This is a genomic window from Pseudomonas sp. IT-196MI5 (assembly GCF_949767415.1).
GTDB lineage: Bacteria > Pseudomonadota > Gammaproteobacteria > Pseudomonadales > Pseudomonadaceae > Aquipseudomonas.
This window is the reverse complement of record NZ_CATKPZ010000083.1, coordinates 1-19,713: the sequence shown is the minus strand read 5'-3', so window position 1 is coordinate 19,713 and position 19,713 is coordinate 1. Positions and strand designations below refer to the sequence as shown.

The 19,713-nt window shown below is 55.4% G+C and carries 18 protein-coding genes; 2 read left to right on the top strand and 16 right to left on the bottom strand.

Annotated features, from left to right (window positions below; translation table 11 throughout):
- Positions 1-55: 55 nt before the first annotated feature.
- Genes ACM6IK_RS27170 through ACM6IK_RS27160 form a run of 3 tightly spaced genes read right to left on the bottom strand, consistent with a single transcriptional unit; the run spans position 56 to position 4,121 of the window.
- Positions 56-832 carry an SDR family NAD(P)-dependent oxidoreductase gene (locus tag ACM6IK_RS27170; protein ID WP_108219156.1) on the bottom strand — a complete coding sequence of 259 codons (777 nt, stop codon included), beginning with the start codon at positions 830-832 and terminating at the stop codon, positions 56-58.
- Positions 829-2,151, bottom strand: coding sequence for a capsule biosynthesis protein (locus tag ACM6IK_RS27165; RefSeq protein WP_414876761.1), 1,323 nt, complete (start codon positions 2,149-2,151; stop codon positions 829-831). Before ACM6IK_RS27165 ends, ACM6IK_RS27170 begins: the two co-directional genes overlap by 4 nt.
- A complete protein-coding gene (locus ACM6IK_RS27160) occupies positions 2,088-4,121 on the bottom strand; it encodes a capsular polysaccharide biosynthesis protein (RefSeq protein WP_414876760.1) in 2,034 nt (677 codons plus the stop codon). Before ACM6IK_RS27160 ends, ACM6IK_RS27165 begins: the two co-directional genes overlap by 64 nt.
- A gap of 425 nt (positions 4,122-4,546) precedes the next feature.
- Here ACM6IK_RS27160 and ACM6IK_RS27155 point away from each other — a divergent pair, with 425 nt between their 5' ends.
- Positions 4,547-5,482, top strand: a complete 936-nt coding sequence (locus tag ACM6IK_RS27155; protein WP_414876759.1) for a KpsF/GutQ family sugar-phosphate isomerase — start codon at positions 4,547-4,549, stop codon at positions 5,480-5,482.
- Positions 5,483-5,692: 210 nt separating this feature from the next.
- On the opposite strand, the gene ACM6IK_RS27150 is transcribed toward ACM6IK_RS27155, so the two are convergent.
- From ACM6IK_RS27150 to ACM6IK_RS27095, 12 genes are all read right to left on the bottom strand, one after another.
- Entirely contained in the window at positions 5,693-7,180 is a 1,488-nt protein-coding gene (locus ACM6IK_RS27150; protein ID WP_414876758.1) for a hypothetical protein, read from the bottom strand.
- 113 nt (positions 7,181-7,293) lie between these two features.
- Positions 7,294-8,913 (bottom strand): capsular biosynthesis protein CpsB, encoded by a 1,620-nt coding sequence (locus tag ACM6IK_RS27145; protein ID WP_414876757.1) that lies wholly within the window; start codon positions 8,911-8,913, stop codon positions 7,294-7,296.
- Positions 8,910-9,890 (bottom strand): glycosyltransferase family 4 protein, encoded by a 981-nt coding sequence (locus ACM6IK_RS27140; protein WP_414876756.1) that lies wholly within the window; start codon positions 9,888-9,890, stop codon positions 8,910-8,912. Before ACM6IK_RS27140 ends, ACM6IK_RS27145 begins: the two co-directional genes overlap by 4 nt.
- A gap of 21 nt (positions 9,891-9,911) precedes the next feature.
- On the bottom strand, positions 9,912-10,988 hold the full coding sequence (locus tag ACM6IK_RS27135) for a polysaccharide biosynthesis/export family protein (protein ID WP_414876895.1): 1,077 nt from the start codon (positions 10,986-10,988) through the stop codon (positions 9,912-9,914).
- Positions 10,989-11,028: 40 nt separating this feature from the next.
- The gene (locus tag ACM6IK_RS27130; protein ID WP_414876755.1) at positions 11,029-12,135 is read right to left on the bottom strand and encodes an ABC transporter permease; all 1,107 of its coding nucleotides are present in this window, start codon (positions 12,133-12,135) and stop codon (positions 11,029-11,031) included.
- Between the two features lie 47 nt (positions 12,136-12,182).
- Positions 12,183-12,836: an ABC transporter ATP-binding protein gene (locus ACM6IK_RS27125; RefSeq protein WP_414876754.1), complete on the bottom strand. Its 654-nt coding sequence runs from the start codon at positions 12,834-12,836 to the stop codon at positions 12,183-12,185.
- 13 nt (positions 12,837-12,849) lie between these two features.
- Positions 12,850-13,644 carry an ABC transporter permease gene (locus ACM6IK_RS27120; protein ID WP_414876753.1) on the bottom strand — a complete coding sequence of 265 codons (795 nt, stop codon included), beginning with the start codon at positions 13,642-13,644 and terminating at the stop codon, positions 12,850-12,852.
- Between the two features lie 377 nt (positions 13,645-14,021).
- The gene (locus tag ACM6IK_RS27115) at positions 14,022-14,813 is read right to left on the bottom strand and encodes a CPBP family intramembrane glutamic endopeptidase (protein WP_414876752.1); all 792 of its coding nucleotides are present in this window, start codon (positions 14,811-14,813) and stop codon (positions 14,022-14,024) included.
- Between the two features lie 155 nt (positions 14,814-14,968).
- Complete coding sequence (gene yegQ / locus ACM6IK_RS27110; protein WP_414876751.1) at positions 14,969-16,294, bottom strand: tRNA 5-hydroxyuridine modification protein YegQ; 1,326 nt, start codon at positions 16,292-16,294, stop codon at positions 14,969-14,971.
- 147 nt (positions 16,295-16,441) lie between these two features.
- Positions 16,442-16,633, bottom strand: a complete 192-nt coding sequence (locus ACM6IK_RS27105) for a hypothetical protein (protein ID WP_414876750.1) — start codon at positions 16,631-16,633, stop codon at positions 16,442-16,444.
- Positions 16,634-16,748: 115 nt separating this feature from the next.
- Entirely contained in the window at positions 16,749-16,943 is a 195-nt protein-coding gene (locus ACM6IK_RS27100; RefSeq protein WP_008052996.1) for a hypothetical protein, read from the bottom strand.
- Positions 16,944-17,177: 234 nt separating this feature from the next.
- On the bottom strand, positions 17,178-17,540 hold the full coding sequence (locus ACM6IK_RS27095; RefSeq protein ID WP_414876749.1) for a hypothetical protein: 363 nt from the start codon (positions 17,538-17,540) through the stop codon (positions 17,178-17,180).
- A gap of 246 nt (positions 17,541-17,786) precedes the next feature.
- Between ACM6IK_RS27095 and ACM6IK_RS27090 the strand changes: the two genes are divergently transcribed.
- Positions 17,787-18,605, top strand: a complete 819-nt coding sequence (locus ACM6IK_RS27090) for a shikimate 5-dehydrogenase (RefSeq protein ID WP_414876748.1) — start codon at positions 17,787-17,789, stop codon at positions 18,603-18,605.
- Positions 18,606-18,766: 161 nt separating this feature from the next.
- Here ACM6IK_RS27090 and ACM6IK_RS27085 read toward each other — a convergent pair whose 3' ends face one another.
- Positions 18,767-19,411, bottom strand: coding sequence for a YceH family protein (locus ACM6IK_RS27085; RefSeq protein WP_414876747.1), 645 nt, complete (start codon positions 19,409-19,411; stop codon positions 18,767-18,769).
- Positions 19,412-19,713 lie beyond the last annotated feature (302 nt).

Below are 19,713 nucleotides of genomic sequence, written 5' to 3'. Positions count from 1 at the left end.
GCAAGACAGAAGAAAACCTGGCACTACAACCGAGTAAAAAACGTTATTCAGAAAATCAGGCACCGTAATCCAGCCACCGCAAAATGATCGACGACAGTCGTGGCGGGATGACCCCCAGAGCCCAGCACCCAAGGTTCAGCGGGAACGGAAAGCTGATGCGCGCCTGGTTCGCCGCCAGCCCGCGCTGAATCCGTCGCGCGGCCTTGTCCGGGGTCCAGAGCAGCGGTTTTGGCCCGGGCATTTCAAAGCACATTTTCGATTCGACGTAGCCCGGCATGATCACGTTGATCTTCACACCATCGGTTGCCACCAGGTCACGCATGGCTTCGCCATAGGCTTTGATCGCGGCCTTGCTGGCGCTGTAACTTGGTGTGGCCGGCAATCCGCGCCAACCGGCCAGCGAGCTGAACAGGGCGATCTGCCCGGACTTGCGGGCACGCATGGCCGGCAATGCGGCCTGCACCGTGGCAAGGGCTGCCAGCACGTTGATTTCGATCAGCGCCTGGGACAGCTCCCAGACTTCGCCTTCGCCGTTGTCGCCGGTGGATGTATTGACCCCGGCACCGACAATGATCAGGTCCGGCTGCTCGGTGACACTGATCTCGCCGATCCAGCTGCGCAAGGCCTGCAGATCCTGAACATCCAGCGGTTGCAGCAGTACGCGGGCGCCGGCGGCACGGCACTGGGCGGCCATTTCTTCCAGGCGGTCCAGGCGTCGGCCCTGCAGGATCAGCGTAACCCCCGGTTTCGCGTAGGCGGGTGCCAGCGCGCCACCGATGCCGCCTGTGGCACCGGTGATGAGAATGCAGCGTGGAGACTGTCGTGACGTCATAGGTACTGTTCGATTTTCGAGGTTTTGGCCATCAGCACTTCCAGGGAATTGTTCACCGCCATGTCGATGCCGCAGCGGGTGTAAAAGCCGCCGTTGACTTGCGTGGTGTGAATGACCGTGCTGCGAAAACGCTGAAACAGGGTGGCGTCGGGAGGCTCCGGGTTGTCCCAGAAATCATCGAGACCGCCGTGGTGGGTGAGGCCCTTGAGGTTGTAGATCGGGTCGCTGAGGGCAATGGTCGGCACGTTGTGCATCAGTGACGAACCGCCTACGGTGCTATTGACCGTGACCACGCCGGCGACATGCGACAGCAGCGTCGGCATGTGGCCGCTTTCGAGGAAATCCACGCGATCGGCAATGCCGAATTTGTCGGCAATCCGCCGGGTGATGCGGTGGTAGTTGACGATACCCGGCGTCAGCGGGTGGTTCTTGACCACCAGCCGCGCATCGCTACCGGCATGGCGGGCAAACGAGCCCAATACGTGTTTCAACACATCCTTCATATGCTTGAAGGGCGAGTGGTCGCGGATCTGCGCATCACTGTCGAGTTGCAGCGGCAACAGGAAAGTTCGGTGACGGTTGCGCGCCACTTCACTGATGACTTCGGAGTCACGGCCCCTGGCACTGACCAGGCGCAGGCCCTGGCGAATGTAACCGGCATACTCCACGGCCGCGTTGAACGGGGCGTGGGTTTTATAGTGGGGGAACACCACTTTGTTCAGTGCGCCGCCGACGTGATACATCACATCGTGGAAGGCCCTGGAGGCAAAGGACAGGCGGAATGAATTACCGTTGTGATAGCGCGGGATGTACTTGCCCACTTCCCGATACCACTGCGGATCGCGGGGCAGTAGCGAGTGATTGTTCACGCCATTGCGCTCAAGGGTGATCCAGTACGGGCGGAAGTAACCCTCTTCGAACACGTGTACGCGAATCCCCAGAGACTTGGCCAGTTCCACCGCCGGTTGATGCACGGGGCGGCAGTCACCGAAGAGCACCACATCGGTAATCTGGTCGGCGCTGAAACACTGGCTGTAGAAGTCTTTCAACTGCTCGGGGCGCGCCGAACAAAACACGCGCGCGCCGCTGCCGTACAGGGTGTCGCCCATATTGAAGTTGATGGACTTGACCCGTTGCCCCTCGGCCCGCAGCGCTCGCACCAGGCGCGCGAAAAACGGCGAACTGACGCCCTGCAAAAACAGGAACGAGTTGCGTGGTTTCACCGATACCAGGCGTCTGGAGCGCTGCTTGGGAACTAAAATTTCCTTGGCGACGGTCTCAAGACGGTAAGGAGCAAACGCTGAATCATCTCTCGCCATGTTGGCGTTCTTCCTTGCGCAGGTACTTCATCCCAGTTCTGAATCTCGATTAACGTACGTTCGGGGGTGGTGAATCTTCGGGTAATGCGGCTGACATACGTCGGGTAGCGAATCAGGGTCGCGGCCACCAGTTCGTCCAGGCTCAGGCGCCGGGTACGACGCGCCTGGACCTGCGGGCTGAGATCCTGATCGTGGGTCAAGCCCCAGCCGGCATAAAACGGCTGGCCGTAAGTGGTCACCGGCACGCCGCGCAACAAGGCTTCGAAGCCCGATTGCGAGGTCAGCACATGCACCTCATCGACTTCGGACAACAGCTCGTGGAAGGGCACATCGCCCACCACCTGGTTGCACCATTGACTGGTGTGTTCTTCGTCCTCGCCAGCCTCGCGTGTGCCGGCCAGCACTTCAGGGTGCGGCTTGTACAACAGCCATGCCATCGGGTGGCGGGCGCGCACTGCCTTGAGCAAATCAAGATTGCGCCGGATGCGGTGCGCGCCGTAACGGATCGAGGCGTCGGACTCCACTTGCCCCGGCACCAGAATCACCTGCTCGACACCCGGCGGACGTTTCCACGTGGCACCGGGCAAGTTGTATTTGGTCACTCCGCCGGCGCAGATCGCTTCGCGCAGCGCCGCCGCCCGCCGCAACAACTCAGGCGGGCACGATTCGTTTTGCAAGAGCTGTTCCAGGCGCGAAGGGCGAGTGGCGTCGTAGTAGATGCCCAGGTCGTCGAACACCCAGGACAGCGGCCGGGTTTTCTTCGCGCCCAGGCCGACCGAACGGAGGAAGCCATCTTCGACCCGGCCCAGGTGGTTGGCAGTGTTCTGTTGCGCCAACGCCGAGTCGTGCTGGCAACCCCAACTCACCACCATTGCAGGGGGCTTCGAACGTCTGGAAGGTGCGGCAAATCGGGTGGATGAACCATTGAAAAAGTCCAGCACCAACGGCCGTTTCCACTTGCTGAAACCAACCATCTGCAAGTCCTGCGGCAAGCGACTGCGCATCCGTCGCTGCAACCCCAGCCACGCCAGCACGGTCTCGGGCTGGCACGGCGCGCCCGTCTCCGGGTCGACATAACGCGGGTACTCCACCAGCGCCGCATGCACCAATTGCTCAAGACTGACCGGCTGGCGCCGCTCGGGAGCGGGCAGGGCATCCACGGTCAAACCCCAGCCGGCATAAAACGGCATGCCGAAACTGTGCACCGGCACGTCCCACAACAGCGCATCGAAGCCCAGTTGCGAGGTCATCACATACACGGCCTGAACTTCGCTCAGTAACTCGGCAGGATGAACATTACGGCTGATCACATGGACGCGCGGCCGTTTGCTCAGCGCTTCAAGATCAAAGTGACCTTGCTTGCGGCCTGCCACGACATCCGGGTGGACCTTCACCACGACAATGCTCTGAGGATGCTCATCGAGTGCAGCCTGGAGCATGCGCTCGAAATCAGCCTCGCCGGCGCCCTGAAGCGAGGCATCGCCCTTGGTTTGGTCAGCGACCAAAACGCAAGGTTGCGGTAAATGGCATTGTTCGATGCGGGCGCTGTTGTACTTGGAAACGCGCTCTTCCCGCCAGCTCGCCTGCAAGGCCCGGGCGCGGAGAGTCTGAGATTCACCCAGGGATGTCGGGATCAATACTTCCAGGCGCGACGGATTATCGGCATCGTGATAAATGCCCAGGTCATCGACGATCAGCGACAGCGGCGGCTCGTCCGCGCCAAGGCCTATCGAACGCAAAAAACCATCCTCTACCGACAGCACAGGCAGACCGGCTTTTTGCGCTTCCCGTTGGGCAAGCAGGGCGCTTGGCTTGCGACCCCACGCCAGCAACACATCGGCCTGAGTGACGTCTCGAGTCGAACCAGGCAGTAATCGATAGTCGGGCAACAGGGCGGGAAGCGTGGCAACTTGCCGGGCGCCTTTAGACAGCACCAGCAAGCACGGCCGATTCGGGAGGTTTTTGTCCATAAAAAACAGCAGGTATCCCTAGGTGACGCACTCGCTTGCGAGACGCGCAAAAAATCCAAAGCGTCTCAGGCAACGCTCTTCCAAAAGTGGAGCGGATGATAATACAAAGCCGACAATTTATAACGATAAAAAGTAGGAAATGACCTACAAACATTGGGTGTTGCTCAAGGGAGGGGCACTGCCGGCGCTGAGTAGTGCGGTATGACTATTGGCACCTGAAAGGCGAGGAATCCTTGCGTACCCTCTGTAACAGTCAATCAAAAGGGGGGCGGCATAAAAAATTTCCAACCGGCAACTGCCCTGTTCGAGGTCTCGGTGACACAGAAAAGTGACTATTTTCCCTGGGTTGATAGAACGTTAGTTTCCGTCAGGCTATTGAGTCGTTAACATACGCGCCACTTAAATCAAGGATCGATCGATTTCCCATGAATCACCTTCCAATTGCCAAAGAAGCGCTCAGTGCCCAGGCGCAAGCCATCAGCCAACTGGCAGAACGCCTGGATGGCGAATTCCAGCGTGCCGTTGAATTGATTCTCGGTTGCAAAGGCCGCGCAGCGGTCTGCGGCATGGGGAAATCGGGCTTGATCGGTCAGAAAATGGTCGCTACCTTCGCCTCCACCGGCACCCCGAGCCTGTTCCTGCACCCGGCTGAAGCGTTCCACGGCGACCTGGGCATGCTCAAGCCAATCGACGTATTGATCCTGATTTCCTACAGCGGCGAAACCGAAGAAGTCATCAAGCTGATACCGAGCCTGAAGTCCTTCGGCAACAAGATCATCGCCATGACCGGCAACGGCCAATCCACGCTGGCCAAGCATGCCGATATCTGGCTCGACATCTCGGTCGAGCGCGAGGTGTGCCCGAACAACCTGGCGCCGACCACCTCCACCCTGGCCACCATGGCCATGGGCGATGCCCTCGCGGTGGCCCTGATTGCCGCACTCGACTTCAAGCCAATGGACTTCGCCCGCTACCACCCCGGCGGCAGCCTCGGCCGCAAACTGCTCACCCGCGTCAGCGACGTGATGCACACCAACATCCCCAAAGTCACCCGCGACACCTCGTTCCACGACTGCTTGCTGGTCATGACCTCCAGCCGCCTGGGCCTCGCCCTGGTCATGGACAACGACAAACTGGTCGGCATCGTCACCGACGGCGACCTGCGCCGCGCGCTGTTGAATAGCCCGGGCGTGATCAACGAAAGCGTCGCCAGCTTCATGACCGCCAAACCGCATACCGTGAAAGCCACGGCGCAGTTGTGTGAGGCAGAAGCCTATATGCAGGATCACAAGATTCGGGCGTTGCCGGTGACGGCAGAGGGGAGTGATGAGGTGGTGGGGGTTGTGGAGATTTTTGATTGACAGAGTTGGACTTTCGTTTGTTGGATAGTCGCTGGATCTAAAAATAGCCCAATTTAGTCGGAAGGTAATCGTTTCTGATTTTATTGGGTTTTTTAGTTGCAAGGAAAGGCAAGCGGCAGGTTTGGGGGACAGTCCTTTGTCCAGTGCTCTAAAGAGACAGTTGATTTCAGTGGGGCTTTATTCATGCCTATTGAGAATGCATCGAAGGTACTAAGCAATTCCCATTGGAAAATATCCAATCTGCAAGCTCAAGTTTTTTATCAGTATGGTTTTTGCCTTTCCATCCGCGGCCAGATTGATTCTAGAAAAAATAGAATCTTTGTGGGTCGAGTTGATGGATAGGAACTGTTCCGTAACACTGATGTTTTTCCAGGTTCCGGGTGTGTTTTTTATAGAATTTTTGTGGTGATATCCAGAGTCGCCAACGCCACCTAGTGTTAAGTACACATCGCCATCACTAGTAAATACATCAGCGGAAAAGGTTATGTATTTTCCTAGCATGGCATGATGCTGTTTTGCATCGGCTTGCACGGTTGAGCTCAAATAAATATTTTTTGTGTTTACTGGCTTCAGGTAGATTTCCATGCAGTTGAAGTCACTATTGATGATGACTTCAGACTCTCCCTCATTTCGAATCCACCAATGCTCATTGATGTATTGATTGTTTTGAGGTGCGCTAATGGTTTTCGGTGTTTTTAGGTGGTTTCCGGAAATTAGGTTGTCGTTGATGGAAGGTTGTGGGGTGCAAAGCCTCCAACGCTCTCCATCAAAGTAGCAGGTTCCGCCAGTAAGTTGGCCGTTAGAATAAAATCCAATGTTTGAGAAAAAAACTTCCTTGCCGATCTGCTGGTATAAATAGCGATTTTGCCATGAGATGCTATTGTCTGAGTGGTCAATAACGCGAAACGGATCTTGGATTTTTGCCAGCTTTCTTTCTGCTCGGAGTTGGCGTTTGTTTGTTTTGTCTTCCGGAATGAGTTGGGAAAGTATTTTCTTAAGGTCAAGTTCTGTTCGGAATTTGGATAATAAGTCCATAACTGTATAGATATAGCTGACTTCTTTTCCAAAAAACATGACGTGTGAGTCTATGTCTAGTGTTTGGATGATCAGCTTTTTATTTGGTGGTGTTGCCTTTGTCAAAAGCTCGACATTGATTGTGTCGATTTCATCATGGCCATGAATAATATAAATCGCTGAATCGTTCCAGTCGGAATTTGCAATTTCATCAAGATTGGTGTGCTCTCCGCCAATCTCGTTGATGTGCTCAATCAGTTCAGGCCATGCGTAGTCCTTAGTGATATCGAGGTTTACTTGTGGGTTTGAAGCGATGGCGTTGGCGTTTAATTTAAAGGCGTGGAATATTGCACCATACCCGGACATGGAAGAACCGAATAGAAATGTTGACTGTGGTGCGTAGTGCTTTGTAAAGATCTGTAATGTATTTAGAAAGGTTTCTCCATTGTCGGTATCAAGATACCAAGAGTTCTTTGGGTCGGAAATAAACAAAAGGTCACATGTTTGATTTTCAAGGAAGGAGCGCAGAGCCATGTATTTGTTGCCCTGGTTGTGGGCGCTCATCACTATCAATAGTTTTTCAGAATGTGACTCGTTTGCGAGTGGCACGAAGAGAACTTTTTTTCCAAAGATAGACTTTTCGTTTTTCTCGACAATGCTTGTTATATCAACGGCTTGATCCATAAACTTCTGCTCTATTTCTTGTTGATTGCCAGTGTCAGAAAGAGGTCGTCGTTGGTGCAACAATCTGACCCGATTCTGACGCTGGAGAAGTACTTGGCTGAATTGGTCTGAGCCTACTTTGCAGTGCTTTTTGGAAAGAAGATATGAAGCCATCTAACTCTTGGGTTTTTTGAGTCCAAGAAGAATTTTTTTGGCGTTTTAAGAAATTTTTCCATTTTTTTTCCGCGCTTGCGCTGATCCACTTTTTTAGTGGGTGGCAAGGACGATGGCGTTTCCACCGCTGAGGTAGAAGTAGTGGTGGTTTGTACCTGTGCTTTTACCGAGGCGGCGGGTTTTTCATCTTTTTGCGTAGCGGGTTGGTTTGCTGCACTCTTATTTACTAAGGATATAGGCGGGGTGATATGGAATATCGTTCGCAGCATAGCCTTCCCGGACGGGAAGGCGGAGACCAGTGAGAACTGAAGAGCCTTGGTAATGAACTCCTCATAGGCCCTGTATTGTACAAGGCCAAGTTTGTTGGGGATTTTTCCAGTTTTTATGTCTGTGACAAACTGCTCCAGATTTTCGGGGCGATAGTCAGACGTGAAACCCCGATTTCCGTAAAATGCATTTGCAAATTGGATAGGCTGGAAGCCTTCGAATGCCGCCTCCAGCAGTGCTTGAGAGTTTAGACCTAATACATATTCTGTCTGTTTGAATATGGATTTGATGTTGTAGTCTTCCAGGAGTAGTAGGCGCTCACTACTATCGTAGTACTTGTCGTTGACCATAAAGTGGGACGCAAGTGCGTCAAGGGTCAAGGAGGTTGTAATGTTTTTCTTTTTTCTCTCCCACGGATGGGCTTTGAAGATAATATTGAACTCGGTTTGGTCCAGGATTTTCTGGATCAGTTCTTTGTAGAAATTTAGCGAGTTTAGGCCGTGGTCTTTATATTCCAGCAGAGAGAAGTCGTTTAGTACTTGCCCTGTGATAAGCAGGGTTTTTTTGCTGTTATTGAAAAGCTTTTTTGCGTCTTCGGGTGGTTGAGTGACATTTTTATTAATGCCACTCAAAATTTTGTTGATCGCTTTGTTTCTACTGCGATCCCGCTCAAAAGGCGTCTCATCCGCGCCTAGCGAACGGTAGTAGGCTTTGAATTTGAGGTTAGAGTTGTTAGCAATCGGTTCGTATTTTTCTTCTATATAGTTATCACTGCCGGTGAAAAAGCTCTCTAGTACAAAAGCGCGTGGTGCTCTGTTTTTCAGTAATTCAAGCAGTGTTCGTGCGTATATCAGGCTTCCCGAAAAGACCAAGACAAATTTAGGATTATGCTGTTTTATAACTGGAGACCAATGGTTTATCCATTGAATGGCTGCTGCCATGTTCCAGAGCAATATATTTGGCGCATTTTCGAAGATGAAATCAAATAGCTCCCTGCGCGAGGCGGGAAGAGGGGCGCTATTGAAGTTTTCCCTTGTGATCAATAGGGATAGTATTTCTGCTCTGGCTACCTTGAAAATATTTACTTCAAGTACGGATAGCTCAAAAAGCTCGTCCTGGCTGAGCGAGCGCAAATGGCTGTATTCTTCAATAAGAAGTTGTTCGTGCGAGGAGTAATCGCCGAATAAGCTCAGCCAGTCCTGTCGTTCTTCGTTAAAGATGGCGTTGGCTTTTGACTCTTCGAGGTATTCGTAGAGGCTTCCAAAATTTCTTTTGTTGATATGTAGCGGGTCAGCAATAAAAAATTTGCTCATGCGAATAGCTCGAGTACTTTATTGATTGAGGCTTGGCTGCCCTTGATGAGATCAAGATACTCTTTCATGTTGAAATTAATCGAGTCCTGCCAAGTAATCAGGTTTTCGCTTGGGTGCTGGCTAGATGCAAATAGTTTCTTGTATCGCGGGCTCTCTGGCTCGGCGAGTTCATTCAACATTATTGCATCAGTCTCGGGTTCCATTTCTAGGTAGACCCCGTGCACATCGTGCTTAATCAGGTCTGGTACCATTCCGATTGGGTTCGCCAGAATCGGCACGCCCATGGCGGCAGCTTCCGGAATATTTGCTGGTCCACCTTCAAAATAGCTGGTCATAAGTAGTGCATTGACGCCTCTATATGCGTCAATCAGGGCCGGGTAAGGAAGACGTTCAAACACTTCAACATCAAAGCCAAGTGCTCGAAGAATTCTGCCTTCTTCAGATCTTCCATCACCGACCAATAAAAATTCGATATTGTCCGCATCGAGTCGTTTGGCCAGTTCAAATAAATAGGCTTCACCTTTTACTTTTCGCGCATAACGCTTCGATACAATAGCGATTTTGAATTTTTTTTGCTCATGTCGACCTAGCTGCCGTGCATGATCGATCAATTGATGGTTATAGCCATGCGGAACTACAACGGTGTTGAAGATGCCGCATTCTGCAAGTTTTTTTTGCTGAAAAGTGTTCAGGCAAATAACGACGTCTGCCTCTTTGTAGCGATCAATAAATGCCTGTAAGGATAGCCAGCCATCGGGGTCGTTCAAGTCGTGGTGGACTGTTACTACGCATGGCTTGATCAATCGTTCTTCGAGGTGCGGTCTATGATAGTGACGCACATGTGCCCCGATGATCGGTTTTTCGCTCGGTATATGAGTTGCGTATTGCTCGGTATAGTGAGAGAAATAAGCGAAGATATCTTCGAAAATCCCGCTATGAACGTTATTTGACAATACGTGATTAACTATGATGGTCATCGCTTTGCCTATATCCGGTGGCTAGTTTTGAAGGCTATCGATAGTTCTTCCCAGAACTAATGTTTGTACGATAGGTGCAATGATTTTTTGCCATTCATGAACAGCAGCATTGGTCACATAGATAGTGTCGTCAGGTTGTAGCATGACTTGGCGAGCATAAAAAATTGCTGCAGGGTCTCGCATATCTATGCGCATGACGACGGGCTTTGCGGCGGCGGTTGTTTCGTTAATGCGGAATACGAAAACACCGCTTGGATTAGCGTTGGCTTCCTTCAGGCCCCCTACAGAACCTAGTGCATCAAGGAGGCTGGTATTTTGAGCGGGTAGATCATGCAAGCCTGGATCACCCACTGCACCCATAGCGACAAAGCGTTTGCGGGCACGTTCCAGAATCACTTCTGAATTCGGCTTCAGAACAAAATTGTCCCCCGCCAAAATTTCTTCATAGTTGAGACTACGGACCTGATTGCCATTACGCACGGTGACATTAACCAAATGCGGTTCCATCACCGGACCGCCAGCCTGGTTGACGGCATCAAGCAATGTCAGCGGACCTTGCAGGGTGGAGAAACGTCCCGGGGCCTTTACCGCACCCGCCACCAACACCGAGCCAGACAGATCGCCAACCAGGTCAACATGCGCTTGCACGTCAGTGGTCACGCCTTTGAGTTTCTGGCGAATCATGTCTTCGACCTGGATCAGGGTCATGCCGGCAACGAACTGATGGCCAACGTACGGCAGGGAGATCATTCCATTGTCGTCGATGCGCACTTTGAGTTGAGTTCCGCCCGTAGAAAGCGGGGCGAACAGGCCACTGCCTTCTGGAGCGTTGTCGGTGATCAGCACGTTGATCACGTCACCGCCCATCAAGCGCACGCTTTGCGCCAGGGGCGTGGTGATTGTGGCTTTGACCGGTTTGGCGGCTGGACGCATAAACGGTGCGATGGTGTTGGCGTTGATGTCCACCAGGTCATACGCAGTGTTTTGGCTTTTGTTTTCGATATCGCCTTTGTAAGGGCCTGCACCGGACATGACGCCGCTGCAACCAGACAAAGTGAGGGTCACCAGCATCAAACCCGCAACAGCGCTGTTTCGCATGTTCAAGTTCAGGGGGCGAAGGGGCAGGCCGGAAATGGATTTAATCACGATGATCCTCGATCGATGCAATTAGGAAGCGGGTAATGCCGTAGAGCAGAAGCAGGGCCAGGAAGATGGTTGCCAGGTTGTAGATGCGCTCTGGGTAGAGGGCCATTTGCGGTGTGTTCGGGCTGACCACGGTGACCAGGGTGCGGATCTTCTTGCTGGCTTCGATACGGGCGTTGTCCAGCGCGGCAACGGCGGTCTTGTAGGTTTCTTCGGCGATGCCGGCGTCCAGGGTCAATTGCTGGAAGCGTGAAGCGACGACGTTCAATTGGTCGCCATCGGGGGCGGACACCAGCAGGCGTTTTTCGGCATTGAGCTGTTCGCGAATGGCGTTGACGCGTTGCTGTTGCTGCGCGACTTGAGGTGAATCCGGGCGAAGCTTGTAGCTCATTTGCGTGAGTACGGCGCGCTCTTTGGAGTGCTCGCCTTCGAGGGTGTCGATGATGCTTGCACGGCCTTGAGCCGAGCTTTTACCGTCCAGTACCTTGTTTACGTTCTGGAAGCGCAGCAACTCTTCCTTGCGCTTGGTGTAGTTCTTTTTCGCGCCTTCCAGCTCGCCCTGGGCGAAGCGCATCTGCTCGCGGGCAATGCTGTGGGAGACTTCGTTCACGAAGTGTTCGCTGGCTTCCAGAATGGTCTTGACCATTTGCTCGGCCAGTTCCGGGCTGAAGGCTTGCACTTCAACTTTCAGCAGGCCGGTGGTTTCGTCGTAATGCGCCGAGACCATGCGCTGGTAGTACTCGAGCAGGTCTTCGCGTTCGGTGTCGGTGGCCAGCCAGAAGAACGGGTCGCTGCGTTGCTTGCTGTATTGCTCGACCCAGTGCAGGCGATCTTCCAGCAGTTGCATCATGTCCATCGACACAATGTATTCGCGCAGGTAAAGGGTTTCTTCGCGGGAAGCCGGGTTGGCACCGCTGAGCAGCATGCTCAGGCCAGGCATCTGCGCCGCCGGGTTGTTGCCGTCCTGGCGTACAACCACTTGCGCGGAGCTGACATAGCGATCCACAGCGAAAAAGCTGTAGTAAACGGCGGCCAATACCATTGGCAGCACGATCAGCCCCAGTGTCAGGCGCCAGCCCTTGAATTTACCCGTACTGCTCATATGCTCACGCATCCTTGAAATGAAACTGTCACGCCACGGTCAGGCGATCAGGTGTTGTAGGCCTTGATGCCTTCATCGACATCGTCGTAGATCTGCACCCCGCCATCGCGCACCAGCAGCACGACGTCACAGAGCTTTTTGATTTCGGGCATGCTGTGGGATACCAGCACTACCTTGGATTGCTGCAGGCGAGTTTCGAACACGTCCGCGCACTTGCGCTTGAAATGCGCGTCCCCCACCGACATCACTTCATCGATCAGGTAATAGTCGAAGTCGAAGGCCATGCTCAGGCCGAAGGCCAGGCGCGAGCGCATGCCGGAGGAGTAGGTCTTGACCGGCTCGTCGATCCAGCTGCCGATTTCCGCGAAGTCTTCGACGTAGCTGACTTTCTGGCGCATGGCATCGCCTTCTGCGCCGTATACCCGGCTGACGAACTTGATGTTTTCGCGCCCGGTCATGGTGCCGTGCAGACCTCCGGACAGACCCACGGGCCAGGAAATGCTCTTGTTGGTGACCACCGTGCCGGAGTCCGGTACGTCGGCACCGCCCAACAGGCGCATCAGGGTCGATTTGCCCGAGCCATTGCGACCGATCAGGCCGATGTTTTTGCCCGGCGGAATCTGCAGTGACAGGTCGCGGAACACATGCCGGCGACCTTTGGGGGTCAGGTAAGACTTGGTGATATTTCTGAGCTCGAACACGGGAAGCCTGCGGTTAGCCGTTCTTGGTAGAGATCAAATGCAGTCGACGAACCCGATAGGTGCCCAGGGAGACGAATAGCAAGACCAGGGTGACCGCGATGACGTAGTGGGCCGAAATGCCATCGACCGGAACGTAGTGCGGGAAGATTTCGGCGCGGATCAGTTCCAGCAGATGCAGGAATGGATTGAGCAGCAGCACTGGCAGCATGGCGTGCGGCAGGTAGGAGGCGGGAATGAGCACGCCCGAAAGGAAGTACAGCGGGAAGAACATCATCCGCAGAAACAGCACGCTGCTGGGTATGGCGTGGGCAATCAGCGACAGCAACATGCCCAGGCCAAGGGAAAACAGGACGCCCAGGAGGATGGTCAGCATCCATTCGATGGGGGACTTGATGGACATGTCGAAGCCGTACCAGGCAAAGCCGAAGACCAGGATGGCGTATGCACTCGCGGAAATGCTGAACTCCACCAGAACCCGGGCGATGTAGGTGTCCAGCGGCTTGATCTGTTTGTAGGCAAACAGTGAGCGGTTTTCCTTGGGGCTGTTCATCAAGCGCAAAGCGGTGTTGCGAAACAGCAGGAACGGTGCAAGTCCGACCAGGACAAACACCGGGAAATCGATGCCGGCGACGGTGCTGCCGCGAATCAGGGTGAACGCTACGCTCAGAATCAACAGGTGGACGATCGGCTCGATCAGTGTCCAGCTCGCGCCCATGCGCCGGTCGCCAAAACGCGAACGCGCTTCACGCAGCACCAGGGCAAAAATGACGGATTTTTTGATCTGCAGGGGGGAGCGAGGCTTCAGCATGATTTACCGCACGGCACAACGGCGCGCTAAACGCGTTGTTAGAATTCATTTTCAGAGGACGCCGTCGTGTAGAACGGTTCGCTTCCATTCGTGGGGCGGGAGGTTAAACGCAGCGCAAGACAGTAGTCAAGGCGATTGGTTCCCCAGCATAGCCTGACGAAAGATAACCGTAGGCGCGGACAGCTCAGGCGCAAAAAAAACGGTTTTGCTCAGTATTTATTGGATGTTGTCAATGGTGGCGCCAGAATCGCGTCGGCATTTGAATGATTTATAACATTCGATGCGCAGTTATCGGGGGGCCGTCTGCGGATGCGAAAATCAGCGCCCGAAGCAGGTGATGGCACCTGCTCCGGTCAGTGTTTTCAGTTGATGGTCAGCTACCTGGCCAGCATTGGATAAGTGAACAATCCGAAGTGCAGCAGATTCAAACCGAAGTGGGTGGCAATGGCTGCACCCAACCCGCCGAAACGGTAGGCCAGGCCATAACCGACCCCCGCCAGGCTCGCCAGCAACACCCATTGCCAGCCTGCGCCCACATGCGCCAGGCCGAACAATAGCGATGCCAGTAGAAGGGCCAGGTTTTCGCCGTAGGGCAGGTCTTTGAAGCACCGGCTCAGACCGCCCTGGATGTAGCCGCGAAACAGCGCTTCCTCCACCAGCGTCACCAGCAGCAGATTATTAAGCACCCACAGCCATGCGTGGTCCGGCCATTTCGGTGCCCAACTGATGACACCCAGCAAGAGCGCGCCACCCAGGGCCAGCACGGCGCTCAGGGGCAGCGCCATAGCGGTGGCATAGATGGAAAGGCGCAACGAACGCCGGCCGACAATCCACGGGCAGACCAGTAACAGCCAGAAGCCAATCAGGGGTTTGTCCTGATTCAGGTACATGGAAAACGGCACGCCATCGTCGGTGAGTCGCTGAGGATCGATGCCGCGACCATTGTAGAAACCGGGGAGCCAATGCATTGCCAGCGCCAGGGCCATGAAGATGAACAAGCCGTGGCCAAGGTAGCGAGCGATGGGGAGTTTTTGCTGGCGGACTGCGAAACCGGCGAACAGCAACAACCCGACGGAGATCGCGGCCAGCCAACCGGGTTGGCCGTAGGTTAAAGCGAGGCCGTAGCCGAGGGAGAGGAGGGCCAGGTTGATCCATGGCAGGGCAAGCATGTTGAGTCCTTGTGCATGAGATTCTGCAAAGTGGCTCGGCCCCTTGTGGGAGCGAGCTTGTTCGCGATAGCGGTCGATCAGTCACAGCAATGTTAACTGGTAGACCGTAATCGCGAGCAAGTTCGCTCCCACAGGGTTATGTGTGTATTTGACGATCAGTTCACGCCCACATCCCGCATCAACAACCCAAACTCCAGATCCACCGCATCCGGTATCGGCAAATACACCGTATGCCCATCGCCCGGTGCAACCTCGATCGCTTCACCCTTGGCGTTTTGCAACTGATGCAGATCGAAGTGGAAGTTGCCCTTGGGCGTCATCAGTTCCATGTGATCGCCCAGGCCGAAGCGGTTCTTCACCTTGATCTCGGCCAGTCGATCCCGGCGCTGGCCCGTCAGTTCACCGACAAACTGCTGGCGCTCAGAGACCGAGCTGCCGTTCTGGTAGTTCTGGTACTCGTCATGCACATGCCGGCGTAGAAAACCTTCGGTGTAGCCGCGCTGGGCGAGGGATTCCAGGTCGGTCATCAGGTCGCGGTCGAAGGTCCGGCCCGCCACCGCGTCGTCGATGGCGCGGCGATAGACTTGGGTGGTGCGCGCGCAATAAAAGTGCGATTTGGTCCGGCCTTCGATTTTCAGAGAGTGCACGCCCATGTGCGTCAGGCGTTCGACGTGCTGCACGGCGCGCAGGTCCTTGGCGTTCATGATGTAAGTGCCGTGCTCGTCTTCGAAGGCGGGCATCTGTTCGCCGGGACGATTGGCTTCCTGTAACAGGAACACCTGGTCGGTAGGCGCGCCGATGCCCAGGGTCGGCTCGGGATCGAATGTCTGGACGATCTCGCCGAGCTGGTTTTCGGTGGCCGGTTGCGCTGAATATTTCCAGCGACAGGCATTGGTGCAACTGCCCTGGTTGGCATCGCGCCTGTTCAGGTAGCCCGACAGCAGGCAGCGCCCGGAATAGGCCATGCACAACGCGCCGTGCACGAACACTTCCAGTTCCATGGCGGGCACTTGCTCGCGGATCTCGGCGATTTCTTCCAGCGACAGCTCCCGGGACAGGATGATCCGGCTCAGGCCTTGTTGCTGCCAGAACTCGACACTCGCCCAGTTCACCGTATTGGCCTGCACCGAAAGGTGGATCGGCATCTGCGGGTAGTGCCGGCGCACCAGCATGATCAGGCCGGGGTCGGACATGATCAGTGCATCCGGGGCCATGGCGATCACCGGCTCAAGGTCCTTGAGGAAGGTCTTGAGCTTGGCGTTGTGCGGCGCGATGTTCACCACCACGTAGAAGCGCTTGCCCTGAGCCTGTGCCTCGCGAATGCCCAGAGCCAGGTTGGTGTGATCGAATTCGTTGTTGCGCACCCGCAGGCTGTAGCGCGGCTGGCCGGCGTACACGGCATCGGCGCCGTAGGCGAAGGCGTAACGCATGTTTTTCAGGGTGCCGGCGGGGGCGAGCAGTTCTGGTGCACAGAGGTTCATGGCGGTGTCGGTCGCAAAAGCCGCACAGGGTAACTGCCCTGTGGCGAGGGTTTATTGACCTGGATCTATGCCTGATCAACCAACCGATGGCATTCGCGCGAACCGTGGCGGACTAAACGTCATCGTCAGCTTCTTCATCCAGCTGCCTCAGGCGCTGAGCCTGCCGGACTGGTCGGTACCGATGCGTTGCGACAGCTCCCGGGCGGCGGGCAGCGAAGTGAGCGGGCCGCTGATCTGCACGCCGTCCTGCACCAGATACCAGCAGGCGAGCATGCCCAGCTCTCTGAGCTGTGGGGGAACCGCGCTGCCGATAACGGACATGATCTGAACTTTGGACATGACAAGTACCTCCATTAATCTGTGGAGTTACTTTAAGGTCCGGGTGCCTTGAGGGGTAATCAACGCTTTCGATAGTGGTCATTGATGCCAGCGGGGGCAAACAACCGTCGGTCGGTCAGCTGACCACCTGATCGAGCATATGAACCACTTCCTGCTCATTGAGCAGGCCCTTGCGCACCAGGCTTTGCGTCAGCAGCGAGAGAAACTTGGCGCTGCGATGGCCTTCCAGGTGCTTGAGTTCGGTCAGTGCGTTGTAGACCTTGCTGGAGGTGCACAGTCCGACGATGCGGTGCGGGTTTTGCGTTGGCATGTGGTCGTCCTTGTTGTTATCAACCTGTTATCGACGGACAGCACCGAGCTTGCGCAGCTGTCATGACAAAAATATGACCGTTTTTTGCCGCACGGCAGAAAACGGGTCGTGTCCATCTTGCCTGGTTCCACCACGGGCATTGTCCCGATAGCGACCTTGGCGAGATTTATCCAGACCTGCACCGACAAAAGGGATAAAAAAGCCCCGCTGTTTCAGCGGGGCCTGATGAGTCCGTTACCAGCGGCCGTAGTGATGGCCGTAGCCGCGAGGCGAGCCGTAGTAACCACGGGGTGGTCCGTAGTACATCGGCGCCGGGCGGTAGTAGATCGGTTGTTGCACGTAGACCGGGGCCGGTTGGTAGTAAACCGGAGGCGGTGGTGCGTAATAAACTGGCGCGGGCTGGTAGTAGACCGGTTGCGGTGCGACATAAACCGGGCGGTTGGCGTTGATCAGGGCAGAGCCGACAATGGCAGTACCGACGATCGCGCCAAACACCGCCGGGCCTTGCCAGTAATTGCCTCCACCATGGGCTTGCGCCTGTCCTGCGATAGCGAGGGCGCCGATCAGTAAGGCAGCTGCGGGGACTTTACGGATCATGATAGTTCCTCGGTTCTTCAGCCCGGCGCTTGTGTCTGCAATAGACTCAAGGATTGTCGCGGGGATACTTCTAAGACAGCGTATTTCTGAAAAACAGCACGGCCGTTGAGTAAATTTTGTGTAAGGTCTGTAGCGACTTTCTTACCGACCTGTGTAAGCCCGTGTAATCACGCTTATATGATCGATCAGAACCCGATGGAGGGCTAATCCCGTCCATCCGAAAAGCGCATTTGAAGGAGCTTTCCCATGCAGATGAACCCCAACAAAGACACCCAGCTGTGCATGTCCCTTTCAGGGCGCCCCGGGAACTTTGGTCTGCGTTTTCATAATCATCTGTATGAACAGCTGGGCCTGAATTTTTACTACAAGGCCTTTGCCAGTCAGGACCTGCCGGGTGCCGTTGCCGGCATTCGCGCCCTGCGGATTCGGGGCTGTGGCGTGTCGATGCCGTTCAAGGAAGCCTGCATTGCCCTGGTGGATGAACTCGACGCGTCGGCCGCCGCCATTCAATCGATCAACACCATCGTCAACACCGACGGTCATCTCAAGGCCTACAACACCGACTACATCGCTGTGGCCCAGTTGCTGGAAAAACACCAGGTGCCCAAGGACTCGACCTTTGCCTTGCGCGGCAGCGGCGGCATGGCCAAGGCCGTGGCGAGCGCCTTGCGCGATGGCGGCTATGAAAACGGCCTGATCGTGGCCCGCAATGAGCGCGCCGGCCAGGCGCTGGCGCAGTCGTTGGGGTATGAGTGGCAGGCAGAGCTGGGCAATCGTCGCCCGCAAATGCTGGTCAACGTCACCCCGATCGGCATGGCGGGAGGGCCGGAGGCCGATCAACTGGCCTTTGAGGCAGACGTGATCGAAAAAGCGGAAACTGTCTTCGATGTGGTGGCGATTCCCTCGGAAACACCGTTGATCGTGCGTGCTCGTGCCGCAGGCAAGCGGGTCATCACCGGCCTGGAAGTGATCGCGATCCAGGCACTGGAGCAATTTGTGCTCTATACCGGCGTACGGCCGACGGACGAGCAATTCCACAAGGCCGTGGCGTTTGCCCGCAGCTAGGCGATGTAACCTCTGTAGGAGCTGGCTTGCCAGCGAAGAGGCTGGCCCATCCAACATCGAAGTTGCCTGACAGACCGCCTTCGCTGGCAAGCCAGCTCCTACAAGGGGTTGAAGGTGATTGCTGGTTTTGTGCCAGACACCAATCAATGCGGGGGCTGCGTTTACTCGAGGCGGGCCAGTCGTTCTTCCAACACCGCAATCCGCGCTTCCAGTTCTTCGATCCGTTCAATCGAAACCCCGCTGCTGCCACGTTCGGCCGGGTTTTGCCGTGCCGCCATGATCACCTCAATATCCACCGGATCGCCCAGGGCGTGCGTGTAACGGTCTTCGCGCTGGCCGGCCTGACGCGGAATCAACACGGCCAGGCCCCGGGCAATCAGGCGTTCGAGTTGATGCACCACCTGTTCGGCATCTTCGAATTCATGCATGCGACCGCTGCGGGTCAGCAGTTCATTGACGGTCTGCGGGCCGCGCAGGAACATCAGCCCGGTCAGGATGACCTGCGCCGGCACCAGTTCCAGGGCCTTGTCGACCCGGTGCTCCCAGCGATCGGCGCGGCTGCCCATCACCAGTCTGGTGAAACCGCGTCCTTCGAGGACGCGCAAGCTATGGCCGACCTGGCCTGGTGTGAGGTTCATCACCGGCTCGCGACTGGTTTTCTGGTTGCAGGCAATCACCAGGGCATTGAGGGTCAGGGGATAGGTTTCCGGGCTGGTGGCCTTTTTCTCGATCAACGAGCCCAGAATGCGGATTTCCGTACTGTCGAGTCGCGGCTCGTCTAAAGTCGTTTCTTGCTCAGTGCTCATGGTTCTGCGTCCTTACCCGATTCATGTTTTCACTCGCGTGGATGCACTTTAGATGGGCCGGCGCCAATGGCAACCGAATTCGTTGCGTCATCAAGTGAATGATGACAAAAAGTGTATGAATTATTAACGCCATTTTTACAATTGGCCGGGCACCGTATGCGGGGTCGCGCGCGAGTGCGTCCACAGGGTGGGATATTGTTGGCGTCATCGCCCCAAATAGCTGAACCCTGCATCGAGTCGGCCGGTGTACGACACCTAAATTCGCCTCTGATAAAAGAAATCCAATAAAGGCGAGAGTGACT

What these genes read in the sequence shown, in the direction of transcription:
- ACM6IK_RS27095 (WP_414876749.1), bottom strand. Translation starts at nt 17,540, where the DNA reads ATGATCCGTAAAGTCCCCGCAGCTGCCTTACTGATCGGCGCCCTCGCT.
- ACM6IK_RS27160 (WP_414876760.1), bottom strand. Translation starts at nt 4,121, where the DNA reads ATGGACAAAAACCTCCCGAATCGGCCGTGCTTGCTGGTGCTGTCTAAA.
- ACM6IK_RS27130 (WP_414876755.1), bottom strand. Translation starts at nt 12,135, where the DNA reads ATGAGCAGTACGGGTAAATTCAAGGGCTGGCGCCTGACACTGGGGCTG.
- ACM6IK_RS27170 (WP_108219156.1), bottom strand. Translation starts at nt 832, where the DNA reads ATGACGTCACGACAGTCTCCACGCTGCATTCTCATCACCGGTGCCACA.
- ACM6IK_RS27150 (WP_414876758.1), bottom strand. Translation starts at nt 7,180, where the DNA reads ATGGATCAAGCCGTTGATATAACAAGCATTGTCGAGAAAAACGAAAAG.
- ACM6IK_RS27115 (WP_414876752.1), bottom strand. Translation starts at nt 14,813, where the DNA reads ATGCTTGCCCTGCCATGGATCAACCTGGCCCTCCTCTCCCTCGGCTAC.
- ACM6IK_RS27100 (WP_008052996.1), bottom strand. Translation starts at nt 16,943, where the DNA reads ATGCCAACGCAAAACCCGCACCGCATCGTCGGACTGTGCACCTCCAGC.
- ACM6IK_RS27135 (WP_414876895.1), bottom strand. Translation starts at nt 10,988, where the DNA reads ATGCGAAACAGCGCTGTTGCGGGTTTGATGCTGGTGACCCTCACTTTG.
- ACM6IK_RS27165 (WP_414876761.1), bottom strand. Translation starts at nt 2,151, where the DNA reads ATGGCGAGAGATGATTCAGCGTTTGCTCCTTACCGTCTTGAGACCGTC.
- ACM6IK_RS27120 (WP_414876753.1), bottom strand. Translation starts at nt 13,644, where the DNA reads ATGCTGAAGCCTCGCTCCCCCCTGCAGATCAAAAAATCCGTCATTTTT.
- ACM6IK_RS27145 (WP_414876757.1), bottom strand. Translation starts at nt 8,913, where the DNA reads ATGAGCAAATTTTTTATTGCTGACCCGCTACATATCAACAAAAGAAAT.
- ACM6IK_RS27140 (WP_414876756.1), bottom strand. Translation starts at nt 9,890, where the DNA reads ATGACCATCATAGTTAATCACGTATTGTCAAATAACGTTCATAGCGGG.
- ACM6IK_RS27090 (WP_414876748.1), top strand. Translation starts at nt 17,787, where the DNA reads ATGCAGATGAACCCCAACAAAGACACCCAGCTGTGCATGTCCCTTTCA.
- yegQ (WP_414876751.1), bottom strand. Translation starts at nt 16,294, where the DNA reads ATGAACCTCTGTGCACCAGAACTGCTCGCCCCCGCCGGCACCCTGAAA.
- ACM6IK_RS27105 (WP_414876750.1), bottom strand. Translation starts at nt 16,633, where the DNA reads ATGTCCAAAGTTCAGATCATGTCCGTTATCGGCAGCGCGGTTCCCCCA.
- ACM6IK_RS27085 (WP_414876747.1), bottom strand. Translation starts at nt 19,411, where the DNA reads ATGAGCACTGAGCAAGAAACGACTTTAGACGAGCCGCGACTCGACAGT.
- ACM6IK_RS27155 (WP_414876759.1), top strand. Translation starts at nt 4,547, where the DNA reads ATGAATCACCTTCCAATTGCCAAAGAAGCGCTCAGTGCCCAGGCGCAA.